Source organism: Teredinibacter sp. KSP-S5-2 (assembly GCF_032773895.1).
In the GTDB taxonomy this organism is placed as follows: Bacteria; Pseudomonadota; Gammaproteobacteria; order Pseudomonadales; family Cellvibrionaceae.
In genome coordinates this window covers 3,889,576-3,904,162 of the sequence record NZ_CP120416.1, presented here as the reverse complement: position 1 = coordinate 3,904,162, position 14,587 = coordinate 3,889,576, and the positions used below count along the sequence as shown (strand labels likewise).

12 protein-coding genes are annotated in these 14,587 nt (G+C 45.9%); 7 read left to right on the top strand and 5 right to left on the bottom strand.

Going from position 1 to position 14,587, the window contains the following annotated elements; all coding sequences use genetic code 11:
• The first annotated feature begins 34 nt into the window (after positions 1-34).
• The 3 genes from rpe to P5V12_RS16580 all read left to right on the top strand — a co-directional run bounded on the left by rpe (position 35) and on the right by P5V12_RS16580 (position 3,230).
• Positions 35-724: a ribulose-phosphate 3-epimerase gene (rpe, locus tag P5V12_RS16590; RefSeq protein WP_316954208.1), complete on the top strand. Its 690-nt coding sequence runs from the start codon at positions 35-37 to the stop codon at positions 722-724.
• A 141-nt stretch (positions 725-865) separates the two neighbouring features.
• Positions 866-2,362, top strand: a complete 1,497-nt coding sequence (gene trpE, locus P5V12_RS16585) for an anthranilate synthase component I (RefSeq protein WP_316954207.1) — start codon at positions 866-868, stop codon at positions 2,360-2,362.
• Between the two features lie 139 nt (positions 2,363-2,501).
• Positions 2,502-3,230: an XRE family transcriptional regulator gene (locus P5V12_RS16580; protein ID WP_316954206.1), complete on the top strand. Its 729-nt coding sequence runs from the start codon at positions 2,502-2,504 to the stop codon at positions 3,228-3,230.
• A gap of 234 nt (positions 3,231-3,464) precedes the next feature.
• Here P5V12_RS16580 and prsR read toward each other — a convergent pair whose 3' ends face one another.
• From prsR to P5V12_RS16565, 3 genes are all read right to left on the bottom strand, one after another.
• The gene (gene prsR, locus P5V12_RS16575) at positions 3,465-4,820 is read right to left on the bottom strand and encodes a PEP-CTERM-box response regulator transcription factor (protein ID WP_316954205.1); all 1,356 of its coding nucleotides are present in this window, start codon (positions 4,818-4,820) and stop codon (positions 3,465-3,467) included.
• Between the two features lie 15 nt (positions 4,821-4,835).
• Positions 4,836-6,902 (bottom strand): XrtA/PEP-CTERM system histidine kinase PrsK, encoded by a 2,067-nt coding sequence (gene prsK, locus P5V12_RS16570; protein WP_316954204.1) that lies wholly within the window; start codon positions 6,900-6,902, stop codon positions 4,836-4,838.
• A 107-nt stretch (positions 6,903-7,009) separates the two neighbouring features.
• Positions 7,010-9,277 carry a DUF1631 domain-containing protein gene (locus tag P5V12_RS16565; protein ID WP_316954203.1) on the bottom strand — a complete coding sequence of 756 codons (2,268 nt, stop codon included), beginning with the start codon at positions 9,275-9,277 and terminating at the stop codon, positions 7,010-7,012.
• Between the two features lie 531 nt (positions 9,278-9,808).
• Between P5V12_RS16565 and P5V12_RS16560 the strand changes: the two genes are divergently transcribed.
• From P5V12_RS16560 to trpC, 3 genes are read left to right on the top strand one after another with little or no spacing between them, the layout of a single operon-like run.
• The gene (locus P5V12_RS16560; RefSeq protein ID WP_316954202.1) at positions 9,809-10,387 is read left to right on the top strand and encodes an aminodeoxychorismate/anthranilate synthase component II; all 579 of its coding nucleotides are present in this window, start codon (positions 9,809-9,811) and stop codon (positions 10,385-10,387) included.
• A gap of 42 nt (positions 10,388-10,429) precedes the next feature.
• A complete protein-coding gene (gene trpD / locus P5V12_RS16555; protein ID WP_316954201.1) occupies positions 10,430-11,455 on the top strand; it encodes an anthranilate phosphoribosyltransferase in 1,026 nt (341 codons plus the stop codon).
• 38 nt (positions 11,456-11,493) lie between these two features.
• Entirely contained in the window at positions 11,494-12,297 is an 804-nt protein-coding gene (gene trpC / locus P5V12_RS16550; protein WP_316954200.1) for an indole-3-glycerol phosphate synthase TrpC, read from the top strand.
• Between the two features lie 62 nt (positions 12,298-12,359).
• Here the strand turns inward: trpC and crp are convergent, their stop codons facing one another.
• The gene (gene crp / locus P5V12_RS16545; protein WP_316954199.1) at positions 12,360-13,001 is read right to left on the bottom strand and encodes a cAMP-activated global transcriptional regulator CRP; all 642 of its coding nucleotides are present in this window, start codon (positions 12,999-13,001) and stop codon (positions 12,360-12,362) included.
• A 282-nt stretch (positions 13,002-13,283) separates the two neighbouring features.
• Between crp and P5V12_RS16540 the strand changes: the two genes are divergently transcribed.
• Positions 13,284-13,706: an OsmC family protein gene (locus P5V12_RS16540; RefSeq protein ID WP_316954198.1), complete on the top strand. Its 423-nt coding sequence runs from the start codon at positions 13,284-13,286 to the stop codon at positions 13,704-13,706.
• Positions 13,707-13,712: 6 nt separating this feature from the next.
• Here the strand turns inward: P5V12_RS16540 and coq7 are convergent, their stop codons facing one another.
• Complete coding sequence (coq7, locus tag P5V12_RS16535; protein ID WP_316954197.1) at positions 13,713-14,360, bottom strand: 2-polyprenyl-3-methyl-6-methoxy-1,4-benzoquinone monooxygenase; 648 nt, start codon at positions 14,358-14,360, stop codon at positions 13,713-13,715.
• Positions 14,361-14,587: the final 227 nt, after the last annotated feature.

The following is a 14,587-nucleotide window of genomic DNA, read 5'->3' as shown; positions in this document are numbered from 1 at the left end:
CTTCATTTTTCAGCTTGGTATCCAGGACACAAAGATGCAAGTTAATCTCAAGCCAAAAGGCGATTATAAAATTGCCCCATCTATCTTATCGGCAGATTTCGCCAGATTAGGAGAGGATGTCGAGGCTGTCCTGCAAGCTGGGGCAGATATCGTGCATTTTGATGTAATGGATAACCATTACGTGCCTAATCTCAGCTTCGGGCCAATGGTCTGTAAAGCCTTGCGCCAGTACGGAATTACGGCACCAATAGACGTGCATCTGATGGTTGAGCCTGTCGATGAGCTCATTGTTAAGTTTGCGGAGGCTGGTGCCACATACATCACGTTTCATCCTGATGCCTCTCGACATGTGGATAGATCGATAAAACTCATTCGCGATCACGGCTGCCAACCCGGCTTGGTATTAAACCCTGCTACACCGTTGAGTGTTGTGGACTGTGTGTTGGATCAGCTGGATATGTTGCTGCTGATGTCAGTAAACCCGGGTTTTGGTGGGCAGGCATTTTTGCCTTATGTCTTAGGCAAGGTAGAAGAGGCGAGAAAACTCATTGAAAGCCGGGGGTTGGATACCTTGCTTGAAATCGATGGTGGTGTCGGTGTGAATAATATCCAGCAAATTGCTGAAGCGGGGGCGAATGTTTTTGTTGCCGGGTCGGCGATATTTGGGCAAGAATCCTATTCACATGCAATTGCGGCAATGCGTGATAAACTTGCTGCGCTTTAGTTTTGGATAATTGAGTCTGATCATGTTTTTTTGTTGTGTCAAAGTTGGATTGAGAGAGAGATTCTCCTTTAAGGGGCGTCGTTGGCGTCGTACGTGAAAACACGTTCACCTGAAAACTGTCAACGAACAAAGAGCACAACCATGAAAAAAGAAGAATTTGAACAATTAGCCCAGCAGGGCTATGCCAGGATCCCCGTAACGCGTGAAGTTCTGGCGGATACTGAAACCCCTTTATCCAGTTATATCAAACTTGCTAAAGGTCACTATTCCTATTTATTTGAATCTGTACAGGGCGGCGAAAAGTGGGGGCGATACTCCATTATTGGCCTGCCTGCTCGTGAACGTCTTGAAGTCCGTGGAGATAATATCCGTATTATCAAAGACGGTGCGGTAATCGAAGAGCTTGAGTCAGAAGACCCCCTCACATTTATCGAAGGTTTTAAAAAGGAATTTAATGTTCCGGTCGTTGCTGGTCTGCCTAAGTTCTCCGGTGGTTTGGTGGGGTATTTTGGCTATGACTGTGTGCGATATGTCGAACCAAAGCTTAAGCCTTTAGTCAACCAAGATACTATCGGCACCCCCGATATCTTATTAGTGATTTCTGATGAGGTTTTGGTGTTCGATAACTTGCAGGGCAAGTTGCATTTGATTGTTCATCAGTCTCCCGCCGAAGGCGGTAGCTATGAGCAGGCTGTTAGCCGTCTGGATGAGTTGGAAAACCAGCTTCGTCAGGCTTTACCTGAGATTCCTCATTTGAATGGTCAGTATGTTCCTGCTGCGAATGGTAAAAGTCACTGCGAAAAAGATGTGGTCTCCTCATTCGGTGAGGAGAACTTTAAGCAAGGCGTCGATACCATTAAAGAGTATGTCCTTGCTGGCGATACCATGCAGGTGGTTCTGTCCCAGCGTTTGAGTTTGCCATTCTCCTCTGAGCCGATAAACCTCTATCGAGCTTTGCGTTGCTTGAACCCTTCTCCCTACATGTACTTTCTGGATATGAGCGATCACCATGTGGTTGGCTCAAGCCCGGAAATCCTGGCTCGGCTTGAAGATGGTGAAATGACTGTGCGTCCTATTGCGGGTACGCGCCGCAGGGGTCATACCGAAGAGGAAGACCTGGCATTAGAGCAGGATCTGGTTAACGATCCCAAGGAAATTGCTGAGCACTTAATGCTGATTGATTTGGGCCGCAATGATGTGGGTCGTGTTGCTCAGTCGGGTTCTGTGAAACTGACAGAGAAAATGGTGGTCGAACGTTTTTCCCATGTGATGCACATTACGTCGAACGTGACAGGTCAGCTTAAAGAAGGTATGTCGGCGATGGATGTGCTACGCGCAGCCCTGCCAGCTGGCACACTTTCCGGAGCCCCCAAAATTCGGGCAATGGAAATCATCGATGAGTTGGAACCGGAAAAACGCGGTATCTATGGTGGCGCGGTTGGTTATATGTCATGGGATGGGAATATGGATACGGCCATTGCGATTCGTACCGCTGTTATTAAAGATGGTAAGGTCTTTGTTCAGGCTGGAGCGGGTGTGGTTGCGGATTCTCAGCCTCGTCTGGAATGGAAAGAAACCATGAATAAGGCTCGGGCTCTGTTTTCTGCGATTGACTGGGCAAATCAGTCTGAAGGCTAATCTGACGCGATTGTTTTCATTCATTCGCTTGAAACTTTGCCTATATATAGTACTAAGTTATTGTTATATTGTTCGTTTTTACGGAAGAGGCGTGTATTCTACGCCCAATAAATGAGGTTAACCTCGAGAGGAGTGGTTTTTGGAACGTAAAGTCGCAAGTATTGAAAGTGCAAAAATCAACACTGACGCACGTATTGAGCGCATGTCGGAGATCCATCGGTTTTCGCAGGCTGAGCTCGATAAATATAAAATCCTCTATCAGGGCACTTCTAACGAGCAGTTGCTGAAAGTTTTTCGTGACCTCCGGACTCGGGTTTATGCCAAGTCCAACGGCCAAAACTTTGTATGCATGGTGACCTCCGTGGTACCTGATGGCGGTTGTTCGTATGTGGTGAATAACCTGGCTGCTGCGATCGCATTGGATAAAACCCGCACGTCTTTGGTGGTCGATTGTAACTTCTACTCTCCTTCTGTGGATTCGTTGATTGTTACAGACGCCGAGGTGGGGTTAACGGATTATCTGGATCGTGGCGACATGGGCATCGAGTCCATTGTTTATGCTTCGGGTATTCCGCGGGTTCGGGTGATTCCGGCTGGCGGCAATACGGAAGGCGCAACCGAGCGACTTTCGTCCAAGCGTATGCAGGCTTTCCTGGAAGAGCTTAAGTCTCGTTATTCCGACCGCTATATTCTGATTGATGCCCCGTCCGTTGGTGAGTACTCCGCTGATACGCGTATCATGGCCAGTTTGTGCGATTTTGTTATTCTGGTTGTGCCTTATGGTAAGGTGACTGAAGCGAAGATCCAGGCTTCAATTGATGCGATTGGTCCCAAACGCCTGGCCGGTATGGTGTTTAACCACCTTTAGGATTTTATTGGATAGTGTAAGAAAAGAGCGCCTTTATTGGCGCTTTTTTTTGTCTCTGAGATAGTGCTTGCCAATTTCCTTTCTTTCTAGCGGTCATTTCTAATAAGCAAATGATTGGCCTGCAAGCGAGGAGAAGCTTTCGCCTCAATTTATATAGAAGGCTATTTTTCGGTGGATAATAAAACACCGCCATTGGGGCGGTGTTTTATTTACGTGTTTTAACAATGGGCTGCCTTAATCATTTGGTAGCTGAATATTGTATTTCTTGATGAGATCGTAAAGGGTGGGGCGAGTAACGCCCAGCAGCTTGGCGGTAGCAGAGATATTACCTTCGACCATGCTCATGGCTCTTAGTATCGCTGCTCGCTCGGCGTTTTGTCTCACTTGGCGAAGGTTTAAGTTCAAGCTTTCTTCCGAGATCAGCCCGAGATCTTCCGAAGATATCTGTTTGTTTTCGCACATTACCACGCCGCGCTTGACTCTGTTCTCCATTTCACGAATGTTGCCAGGCCAACTGTATGCCTCAATGGCTTCGGTTGCTTCAGAAGTAAAGCCGGTAATGGTTTGATTATTTTGCTCCGCATATTTTTTCAGGAAATGCCGGGCAAGCAGCAGTTTATCTCCCTGGCGATCGCGAAGTGGTGGAATGCGGATTTCCATCTCGCATATCCGGTAATACAAGTCTTCCCGAAAGGTATTTTCTGCCACCATCTGCTGCAGGTTTTTATTGGTCGCACAGACAACACGTACATCGACTGGAATCTCTTCTCGTCCACCAACGCGCTCAATGACACGTTCTTGTAAAAACCGTAACAGCTTTGCTTGCAGGGGGAGGGGCATATCACCAATTTCGTCGAGAAATAGTGTGCCGCCGTTAGCTGTTTCGACTTTACCTAGAGTGCGTTTGTTGGCCCCGGTGAAAGCGCCTTTTTCGTAGCCGAAAAGTTCACTTTCCATGAGGTTTTCGGGTACTGCTGCACAGTTAATCGCAACCATTCGGTTGTCTTTTCTTGGGCTTAGGCGATGTAAGGCTTTGGCGAGTACTTCTTTCCCTGTGCCACTTTCACCTGTCAGGGTGCAGGTGACCTCGCTGGGAGCCAGTTTTTCGATGGTCCTGCAGATCTTCAGCATGGATGGATCACAAGCAATTACACCATTTAACGGAGTAATATCTTGTTCCTGCTGAATGCGATTCTCCTCCTCAAGCGAATGCATGTGATAGGCGCGTTGCAATATCAGGTCGAGAGTTTCCTCTTCCACCGGCTTTTGGTAAAAGTCGTAGGCACCCATTGCTACCGCTCGGACTGCATTTTCATAATCGGCGTTGCCGGTCATGACAATGATTTTCGATGTCGGTGAGAGTGTTGAGATTTCCCGAATACAACGAAACCCTTCATCAACACCTTCGTCATCGGGAGGTAAGCCCAAATCCTGAAGAATAATGGGTGGCTCGTGAAGACGTACCGCTGCTATGGCCTCTTCTCTTGTGCCTGCAACGACTACTTCGTATTGGTCAAAATGCCAGCGTAATTGGCTCTGTAGTCCCGGATCGTCTTCAACAATTAGTAGTTTAGGTTTGTTGTTACTCACGTTGTTATTGTCTGCCTAGTCTTCGGTAGTTTGGTGAGAGGTTTTTAATATTGGGAGGGTAATTATAAAGGTCGTTCCCTCTCCAGGCGAACTTTCTACTGAAATCGTGCCCCCAAGGTTTTGAGTGTATTCTTTTGCTTGGTATACTCCGATGCCCATACCTTTCCCACTTTTCGTGGTTTCAAACGGTTTGAATAAGCGCTCATTAATAAATTCGTCATCCATGCCTATACCGTTGTCTTCAATGCTGATGACTACGTTGTCTTTCTCGTTTCGAGTATCGATGTCAACATAGCCTTCAGCGGGGGTGGCGTCTTGCGCGTTTTGTATTATGTGGGTGAATACCATCGTCAAGCTATCAAAGTCCGCTTTAATTTTTATACCCGGGTCAACGGGCCCCAGCTTGGCGGCGGGGGAGGATTTCTGGCAGCGACTGACGGCTTCAATCAATACGTCCTGAAGAGTCAGGGTTTTAACCGATTCCGGTTCGTTGTGTTGCAACTTGCGCAGTAGGTTGCTCATGCGCGCAACCGAGTTGCTTACTGTCTGAATAGCATCTTCAACGAAAGCAGGGTTGTCTTTGTGTTTTTCTGCATTTTTTACAACCAGTGATTGCTGAGCTATCAGATTCTTAAGGTCGTGCATAACAAAAGCGGAGAGCTTGTTAAACGCATCAAATTGCCTGGACTCGGTTAATTGCTCTGATTGTTCGTGTCGTTTTAAAAACGCAGCAACTTGTCTGCCCACGGTTTTTAATAAATCTAGGTCTTCCCAATTAAGCGATGCGCCAGTTTTGGGTTCGGCCAGCGCCATGAATCCAACCAAGTGGGTTTCGCTTAATAGTGGCAGTATCAGCCAGAGATTTTCTATATCTAAAATCCAGTCCGGGAGGTATTCGTTTCTCTGGGAGAGTTCCGGGTCGCTGGATTTTGGGCAAAACACCCATTCCTCTTCGCGCAAAGCTTTGGTGAATCGGCTGTCATCCGGTTCAAAAGCATTGGCGATGTTAATTCCCATATGTACTTGCTTTACTGGAACCAGAACTTTGCCGCGCATTAGCCAAAGTGCTCCTCCATGGCATTTAAATACGTCGGAGACTACATTGATGGCCAGGGATGGAACTTCTTCTGGTTCCGTTGGCTGAGAAAGCTGGTTGATCAGTTTTAACCATTCTGCGCGGTAATCGTATTTATGGCTAAATAAGTGTTTATTGATCCATACGTTCAGGTTTTCACGCAAGGTTCTGGAAATAAAGGTAAAGGCGATGATTAACAGGCCTCCAACCAGAATAAGGGTGTAAATAATTGTGCCCCAGTTCCCACCCTTTATTTGTACGTAATAACCGCCGATAGCTAATACGCACAGCATCATGCCTGCAATAGAGAGTGAGGTTGTGTAAAACGCAACAGGGCGGGATAGCGACAGTCGGACTGACTGTTGTTCTTCATGATTGAACGTCAGGGCGCCGAGGGCGAGAAGTACGCTGGTGGCCATGGATACGGCAGCACGGATCTGCCAGAAATCTGGGCCGAGCTTAGTAAAAACCAGGTTTTGGGAAAAGAGGTATGCATCGAAAGCGAAGCATACGCCCAATCCAATGCAGAGTAGTTTAATAAACCGAAGGTTAAGCACGTTGCGATAAAGCTGCTCAACCGCTAAGAGTCCTGCGATAGAGAGAAATATACCTTGCCAGAGCACCAGAGTCGCAGGTGTTGAACCGAGTATATCGATTTGCGTGTTGGTGCCGGTTAACAGTATGGCGATAAAGCAAATACTCATAACCGAATATTTGTAGGAGCCCGGCAGTATTTTGGGGCTGAATTGCTGTGTCACCTGTATAAGTGCAAGTAGCCAGAGAGAATAGTGTAATGCTTCTGCGAACAGTAATATTTTCAGGTTTATCTGGAACCACTGGTTAACGCCTGCGAGGGTAACTAACCAGAGTGTTTGTACAAATGCGGCCAGAGGAAGAGACCAGTGATACTTTGAGCGGAATGTCAGTAGTAATAGCGCCAGGGTTAAGGCAAACGAGAGGCCTGCGGCGCTTAGAAAAGCATTTTGTGTAACAACACTAAATTCCATGGGGTACTACCAGTCAAAAAAAGGAAGCATATCAAAAAAGTGGGGGGGACTATATCGAGGAACGCACTTTATTGTTTTGCTGTTCCCCGACATTTGAGGCTTGTTAATTAGGCTGCCTGAGTAAGATGAGAAACAATTTTATCCATTAGGCGTTCAAACACTGGGGTGGAGTCCAAAATACGTGCGCGCTTAAATTGCATATCGTAGGCAAACTGTCTGCGAGTCTTTTCTAGTACCTTGAGTCCCAAACGATTCACAAACAGATAGGTATCTGAATTTATCTTTGCACTGAGCTTACAGCGGGTGATGGTGCCGGTCTGTTCGTCAGTGTATTCGATCCAGACTCCTTCTGGCATGTCCTTAGCCTTGAGGTAAAACTGACTGGATAGCTCTTCGTATTTAGACTGCTGACGCTCAAGTGCAGTCATTTCTTCCCAGGATTTTTGGTCGCTTTCTGAGCGGCCTAGAGTTTGTTTCTGGTTTTCATCCAACTGGCGATATTCGATGGACTCTCTGTTGTTGTTTAGGTTAGAGAGAACTTCTTCAATCTGAGAAACTTTCGAAGAACGGGTTTCCGGATTATCGATTGCGGCTTCCAAACCAGTCTCGATACGGTCTAATACTTCTGGGGTCAGACGCTGAGCGCGGGCAATTGAGCGGTCACTTTCATGTTTTTGGCATAGCCAAATTAAATCCGAGGCCAATTGGTCTGCTTCAATCCACTCGGGGCTTTTGTCGCCACTTTTTAGATAAGTGATTACTAGTACCTGCAACCAAGTATTAGTCAGAAAGCTGCTGATTGCGTCTGGTAGCTCAGTGTTACGCATTTTCTCGTAAAGAGAGGTTTGTGCGTAATCACGGGCATTTTTGATTTTCGATTTGCCTTCTTCCGCTTGTTGGATACGTTGCTCAACCACCACGGACTTACGAGATTCTTTGTCCCATTGCTGTTTAAGGTCGTCATAAACAGTAGAGAAAACTTGCTCGTTGGTTTTGTACTGTCTGTTGATGGTTTGCACACCTTCAACCATGTTCAAGTACAACTGGTCGCGCTCAAGTGGTTTGGTGTCATCAAAACTGATACCGATATGGGTGATCACGTTGATGAGTTTGCGAGCAGGGTGCTCCTCATTAGTAAGGAAGGTTTTATCCTTCAGGGCAACGCGCAGTATGGGAATCTGTAAACGACATACCAGGGATTGAACCGCGATTGGCAGGTTCTCATCTTCCAGTATGGTATCAAAGAACATGGCAACCAGATTGATAATGTCTTCGTCTGGTTGTTCAAGAGCTTGTGGTGTAGCTGGATCGCGTCGGGCCAATAGTTGTCTTACGATTTCCCCAACCAGGTTTTTCGGGTCGTTAGCGGCGAGCTGTTTATCGACAATTGGCTGTGTCTTGGATAAAAGTGCGGCCAGCTCCGGTGAGGCCATAAGTGGGCCGGGGTTGTTGGCATAGGTGTAATACTGAAACCTGCCATTACCGGATTCCGCTCTGCTTGCTGCAAAGATGTTCGTATTGGAAGAGCGGGCGCTTGCCATTAAAGCGCTTAGAGAGCCTATATCCAGACGAAAATTAATTTGCTGTTGGCTTGGGTCTGGGCTCGGAGTAACGATCGCAGCATCACTCGAAACGCTATGGGGCTCTGCTTTATCCGCACCACGGTTGTCGAGATTTTTAGGGACTTTAGGTAGGATGCCGGCATCAATTAGCAATTGGTTGGCATCAGAGTAGATATGGCCTAATTGTTTGAGAACGTGCTTCTCGAATAGTTTAAACAGGATCAGCCTGGTCTTGATGTTAATGCTGAGTTGCTCTTCGCAGGCATCAACAAAGGCATTGGCCAGTTGCTGAGGATCCAGAGGGTTGTTTTCCTCGGTCACTTCATACTGCATTAACAGGTGATCCAGGCGTATTGTCAGTTCATACAATTCCTCTTTGTATGTGTCACGCGTTCTGGCTTTCATGTTATTCAAAGCCAGATCTATCTCGAGTTCGTCTCCCTCTACCAGGGATAAACTGCTGCTGGAAGGCTCTTCTTCAGCAGAACGGTGTTCTTCTGTGCCTTGATCGCTAAGCAGGCTGGTAAAGTAATTATCAAACTCGTGCAGGAATGCGTTACTTACCCCTTGTTTCTTGATGCGAATTTCTCGCATAGATTCAAAATAGAGGTTTTCCTCGTTGTTGCTGGACGCTCTTTTTGATAAGTCGTAGAAAAGGTCGTCTGTTGCGGCAAACATATGCTCAATTAAGCGAACGAATCCTTCGCTGGCATGTTGTTGTATGTGCTTGAGAAGTTTTGGTGGGCGCACAGTATGACCGTCCCGTGAAGGGACTACTTCCAAGTGGTCTGGTTTTTTATATCTAGGTGCCATAGCTGAGATTCGTTTTTTTCGTCTAGAAAGACAGCATTAAGTCCAATTTTGTCTATACTCATGCACATTTCATTCCTACTCAATATGTAGAAACTGGTTAACTTTATATGCGAGAACCGTGTCACATTTCTGTGTCGTTAGAAACAGAGGTATTAAACGCCTGAAATTCACAGTTTTTTGTATGGATATACTATTTGTTGCGAAATAACACTGAAAATCAGTAAATGTCTACCCAAAAAAGCCGAAAAATAGGTTAGTTTACTTATGCTTAGGTTGGCATAGAAAACAACATTCTTAACCCTATTATAACTAAGTCTTATAAATTATTAGAGGCAAGCTCGCTCAGAATATAAAAAAATAACTACAAGTGTAAAGTAAGTCGACGTTTTTGGCGTTTTTTACACAAAAATTTAGATGACAATTCGTTTTTTTGTGGGTGAGCGGGGTGGACGAGTTTATGCTATTCGCTGAATTTTTTCCTTCGACAACCTATAATGCCCAGCTTCGTTTTTGACTATGGTGAGTATATCCATGCTGTTAATGATAGATAATTATGATTCGTTTACTTACAACGTGGTTCAGTATCTCACCGAGCTTGATGCCGAAGTGGTAGTGGTCCGTAATGATGAATGTTCGGTGGACGAAATTGAAGCTATGTCGCCAGAACGAATCGTTATTTCTCCTGGTCCATGTACACCTAATGAGGCTGGAGTCTCCATTGAGGTGATTCAGCGTTTCGCAGGCCGTTTGCCGATATTGGGTATTTGCCTTGGGCACCAAAGCATTGGTCAGGCTTTTGGTGGGAAAATTGTGAGGGCAAGGCAGGTGATGCATGGTAAAACCTCACCCATCCATCACAAAAATACCGGCGTATTTTCCTCTTTGGCGAACCCGTTCACGGCCACACGCTATCACTCTCTGGTGATCGAAAAAGAAACTTTGCCAAATGAGCTAGAGATTACTGCGTGGACTGAAGATGAAAATGGTGAGATTGACGAAATTATGGGGGTTCGTCACAAGACAATGCCTATCGAGGGGGTGCAGTTCCATCCCGAGTCAATCTTGAGTGATCACGGTCATTTGCTATTACAGAATTTTTTAAGCGCGTAACTTTTTCAGATTCGCGTATTTTTATTGAATGGAAGAAGAATAATGAGCATTCGAGAAGCTATTGCGGCGGTAATCAATCGCCAGGACTTATCTGAAGAAGATATGATTTCGGTTATGCGTGCAATCATGTCTGGAGAGGCAACCGATGCCCAAATAGGCGGATTTCTGGTTGCTTTACGAATGAAAGGGGAGACGATCGACGAGGTCGTGGGGGCTGCGCGAGTAATGCGGGAATTAGCCGCTAAGGTAAACGTGTCCGCGGATAATCTTATCGATACCTGTGGGACGGGAGGAGATGGCGCCAGCTTGTTTAATGTTTCCACCGCGTCTGCGTTTGTGGTGGCAGCAGCGGGGGGGAAGGTTGCCAAACATGGTAATCGTTCTGTTTCCAGTTCCACGGGAAGTGCTGATGTACTTGAGGCGGCGGGTGTAAATCTTTCAGTCTCGTCTGATGTGGTTGCCAGGGCTATTGAGACTTTGGGAGTCGGCTTTATGTTTGCGCCGGCCCATCATGGGGCGATGAAGTACGCAATTGGTCCGCGTAAGGAGCTTGGTCAGCGTACAATTTTTAATATGTTAGGCCCGCTTACGAACCCTGCTGGCGTTAAGCGTCAAGTATTGGGTGTCTTTGACAAAAAATTGTGTAAGCCATTGGCGGAGGTTTTGGGGCGGTTAGGTAGTGAGCATGTTATGGTGGTGCATTCAGAAGATGGTCTGGATGAATTATCTGTCGCTGCCCCTGCCTGTATCGCTGAGCTTAAAGACGGTGTGGTCAGTGAATATTCGATTGAGCCGGCAGAGTTTGGTCATGGATATGATGATCTTAGTGGTTTGGCTGTTTCAACTGCGGAGGAATCTCTGAATTTAATACGGGACGCTCTATCTGGAAAAGGTGACGAGACGACCAGAAAAGCGGCTTCAATTATCGCTCTTAATGCGGGTGCTGCTATTTATGTTAGTGGCATTGCCTCTGATTTTAAAGAAGGTGTGGCTTTGGCTGAGGATGCAATTGCCTCAGGTCTGGCAAAAGAAAAAATAAAAGAACTGGTTGAATTCACTAATATATAAATTCAATTACTCGTAGAGAATTACTTTAGGTATTTATTGTGTCTGACACTCCTACTATATTAAAAAAAATAATTGCTCGTAAGTACGATGAGGTTGTTGAGCGGCGCTCGCGAATTAGTTTTTCCGATTTGGAGGGCATGGTAAGCGAACAGTCTGGATGCCGCGGATTTGTTCATGCAATAGAAGCAAAAATTCAAAGAAATAAATCTGCTGTTATTGCTGAAATAAAGAAAGCGTCGCCAAGTAAAGGTGTTATTAGGGAAGATTTTGATCCGGAGGCAATTGCCAAAAGCTATGAGCATGGTGGTGCGGCGTGTCTTTCTATTTTAACTGATGTGGATTTTTTTCAGGGAGCTGATCGTTTTTTAATGCAGGCGCGGGCTGCGACTCAGTTGCCTGTTATACGTAAAGACTTTCTGGTTGATCCTTACCAAGTGGTCGAGGCGAGGGCTATTGGTGCCGATTGTATTTTGTTGATCGTTTCTGCATTGGAAAAAACGCAGTTAGAAGAGCTAAATGCACAGGCTCTGGAGTTGGGTATGGATGTCTTGGTTGAGGTTCACGATCGTCAAGAGTTGGAGTTGGCTCTGGATTTGCCCAATAAGTTGGTTGGAATTAATAATAGAAATTTACATACATTCGATGTTTCTTTGCAGACGACTTTTGATTTGCTTGCAGATATTCCACAGGACAAAATTGTGGTGACTGAAAGCGGAATTTTAGTTCGTGATGATGTTAATGTGATGCATGAAAGGGGCGTAAATGCCTTTCTTGTTGGTGAATCATTTATGCGAGCAGAAAACCCTGGAGAAAAACTGAATGAGCTGTTTGAAACAGCTTAAAGATGTTTGTTTGAGTGTTAGAGGTTGAACTAAAAAGCCCGGCAGAGCCGGGCTTTTTTATGTTAACGAGTGTTAAATACCACCATGGTTTTGCCTTTGACAGAGACCAGGCCTTGATCTTCAAGAGTTTTTAAAACTCTCCCAACCATTTCCCGTGAGCAGCCAACAATTCTGCCTATCTCTTGGCGGGTAATTTTGATTTGCATTCCATCTGGGTGAGTCATTGCATCCGGTTCTTTACACAAATCCAGCAAGGTTCGTGCTACCCGGCCGGTTACGTCTAAAAATGCAAGGTCGCCAACTTTGCGTGTGGTGTTGCGCAGGCGGCGAGCCATTTGTGTGCCGACGGCAAATAAAAATTCAGGATGTTCTTCGGAAAGCTCCTGAAATTTTGCGTAGGATATTTCAGCAATTTCACATTCAGATTTAGCTCGAACCCAGGCGCTTCTGGATTCCTCTTCCTCTTCGTTGAAGAGGCCCATTTCCCCAAAGAAGTCGCCATCATTAAGGTAAGCTACAATCATTTCCCGGCCTTCTTCATCTTCAATGAGAACGGTTACCGAGCCTTTAATGATGTAATACAAAGAGTCGCTTTTATCTCCCGCATAAATAAGCGTGCTTTTTGCTGGATAACGTCTTCTATGGCAGTGGCTTAAAAACTCATCCACGTTTTGAATATGGGGCGTTAATGACACAGCAACCAAGATAGTACCCTCTACATTTTATCCAGTGTATTTTTGTTCAATTGAAAGCCTGATTTGCATAGGTTTCAGACCCTCATAAGCTTCGGAGTATAACGCTTTCCTGTAAAAAAACCGAACACTTTATGTTGTCGCGTTTTTCAGTAAGTGATCCAGTTAGATTATTACGCCACCTTTATCAGCAAAAAATGCGTTACTCATCTGTCAGCTTAGTTTTTACGTCTCATGATGTGGTAGTCTTTCGGCCAAAATTCCGCAAATATCGTTTAACTTAGGGTGATTTTCATGCAGGCAGTTGTTAAATGGGCTGGCGAAGCCATGTTTTTGGGTGAATCCGGGAGTGGGCATAGCGTTGTTATGGATGGTCCCCCCGATCACGGTGGTCGAAACATGGGGGTTCGGCCAATGGAAATGATATTGATTGGCCTCGGTGGTTGTGCCTCCTTTGATGTGATGAGCATTTTGAAAAAAACGAGGCAAAAGGTGGTTGATTGCCGTTGTGAGCTATCGGCAGAGAGAGCCGAAGGAGTGCCTTCCCCGTTTACTAAAATTCACATGAACTTTATCGTGACTGGGCAGGGTATCAAAGAGGTACAAGTTAAGAAGGCGGTCGAGCTTTCTGCGGAAAAGTATTGCTCTGCTTCGATTATGATGGAAGCCGCGGGCGTAGAGGTTACCCACGGCTATGAAGTTCGGGAGTTTGAATAAGGCTGGCTAGACTCTATAGCTGGTTTTGGTCATGGCCTTGGATATCAAGGTCATTCCACTTTTTATCAAGCCGGGAAAGCGCACTCCGCCGGCTTCGAGTGCCGTGTGGGCGTGTTTGGCTTCATCTTCCAGCATTTGACTGACAATCGCGCGAGATTTCTCATCTTGAGCAGGTAAGTTTTGCAGATGGCTTTCAAGATGTTTACAGACCTGTTCTTCTGTTGCGGCTACAAAGCCCAGGCTGATTTTGTCACTGATTAAGCCGGCAGTTGCTCCGATACCAAAAGATAAACCGTACCACAGCGGGTTCAGCAAGCTAGTGTGGCTGCCCAGTTCACTTATTCTTTCTTCACACCAAGCTAAGTGGTCTACTTCTTCGTCTGCTGCCTGCTCCATTTCTTTGCGTACTTCTGGCAACTTGGCTGTGAGCGCTTGTCCCTGGTATAAGGCTTGAGCGCACACCTCCCCGGAATGGTTTACTCGCATTAGCCCTGCTGCGTGTTTTCTCTCGTGATCCGTCAGTTCTAGCTCATCCATGCTATTGCTGGGCGTCTCTCTGGTGAGTGGTTGGGTTCCATCTGAAAGGGTGCGTAACGCGTTATCAAACTGACCAATAAGTAGGTCGATAACGGTGAGTTTTGTTGGTGAGGACATATATCGGTTGCTCAAAGATTGAGGTCTGCTTGTGTTGGTGATAATACCGTTCTGGTTCGACTATGCAAATAGTGTGTTGTTTGCCTGTATTTGTCTGTCAGCTAATTTTACATCTTAGTGCGAGGGTGGATATAAGTAATTGATTTTACTGCATAAAAAAGTTGGCCCGTATGTTGCTAATACGGGAGTGCAGTCAGGTGTGACTGTTATTTGGATACTCAAACATA

Coding starts and splice junctions, on each gene's coding strand:
- rpe (WP_316954208.1), top strand. CDS start 35: ATGCAAGTTAATCTCAAGCCAAAAGGCGATTATAAAATTGCCCCATCT.
- trpE (WP_316954207.1), top strand. CDS start 866: ATGAAAAAAGAAGAATTTGAACAATTAGCCCAGCAGGGCTATGCCAGG.
- prsK (WP_316954204.1), bottom strand. CDS start 6,902: ATGGAATTTAGTGTTGTTACACAAAATGCTTTTCTAAGCGCCGCAGGC.
- P5V12_RS16565 (WP_316954203.1), bottom strand. CDS start 9,277: ATGGCACCTAGATATAAAAAACCAGACCACTTGGAAGTAGTCCCTTCA.
- P5V12_RS16560 (WP_316954202.1), top strand. CDS start 9,809: ATGCTGTTAATGATAGATAATTATGATTCGTTTACTTACAACGTGGTT.
- trpD (WP_316954201.1), top strand. CDS start 10,430: ATGAGCATTCGAGAAGCTATTGCGGCGGTAATCAATCGCCAGGACTTA.
- P5V12_RS16540 (WP_316954198.1), top strand. CDS start 13,284: ATGCAGGCAGTTGTTAAATGGGCTGGCGAAGCCATGTTTTTGGGTGAA.
- coq7 (WP_316954197.1), bottom strand. CDS start 14,360: ATGTCCTCACCAACAAAACTCACCGTTATCGACCTACTTATTGGTCAG.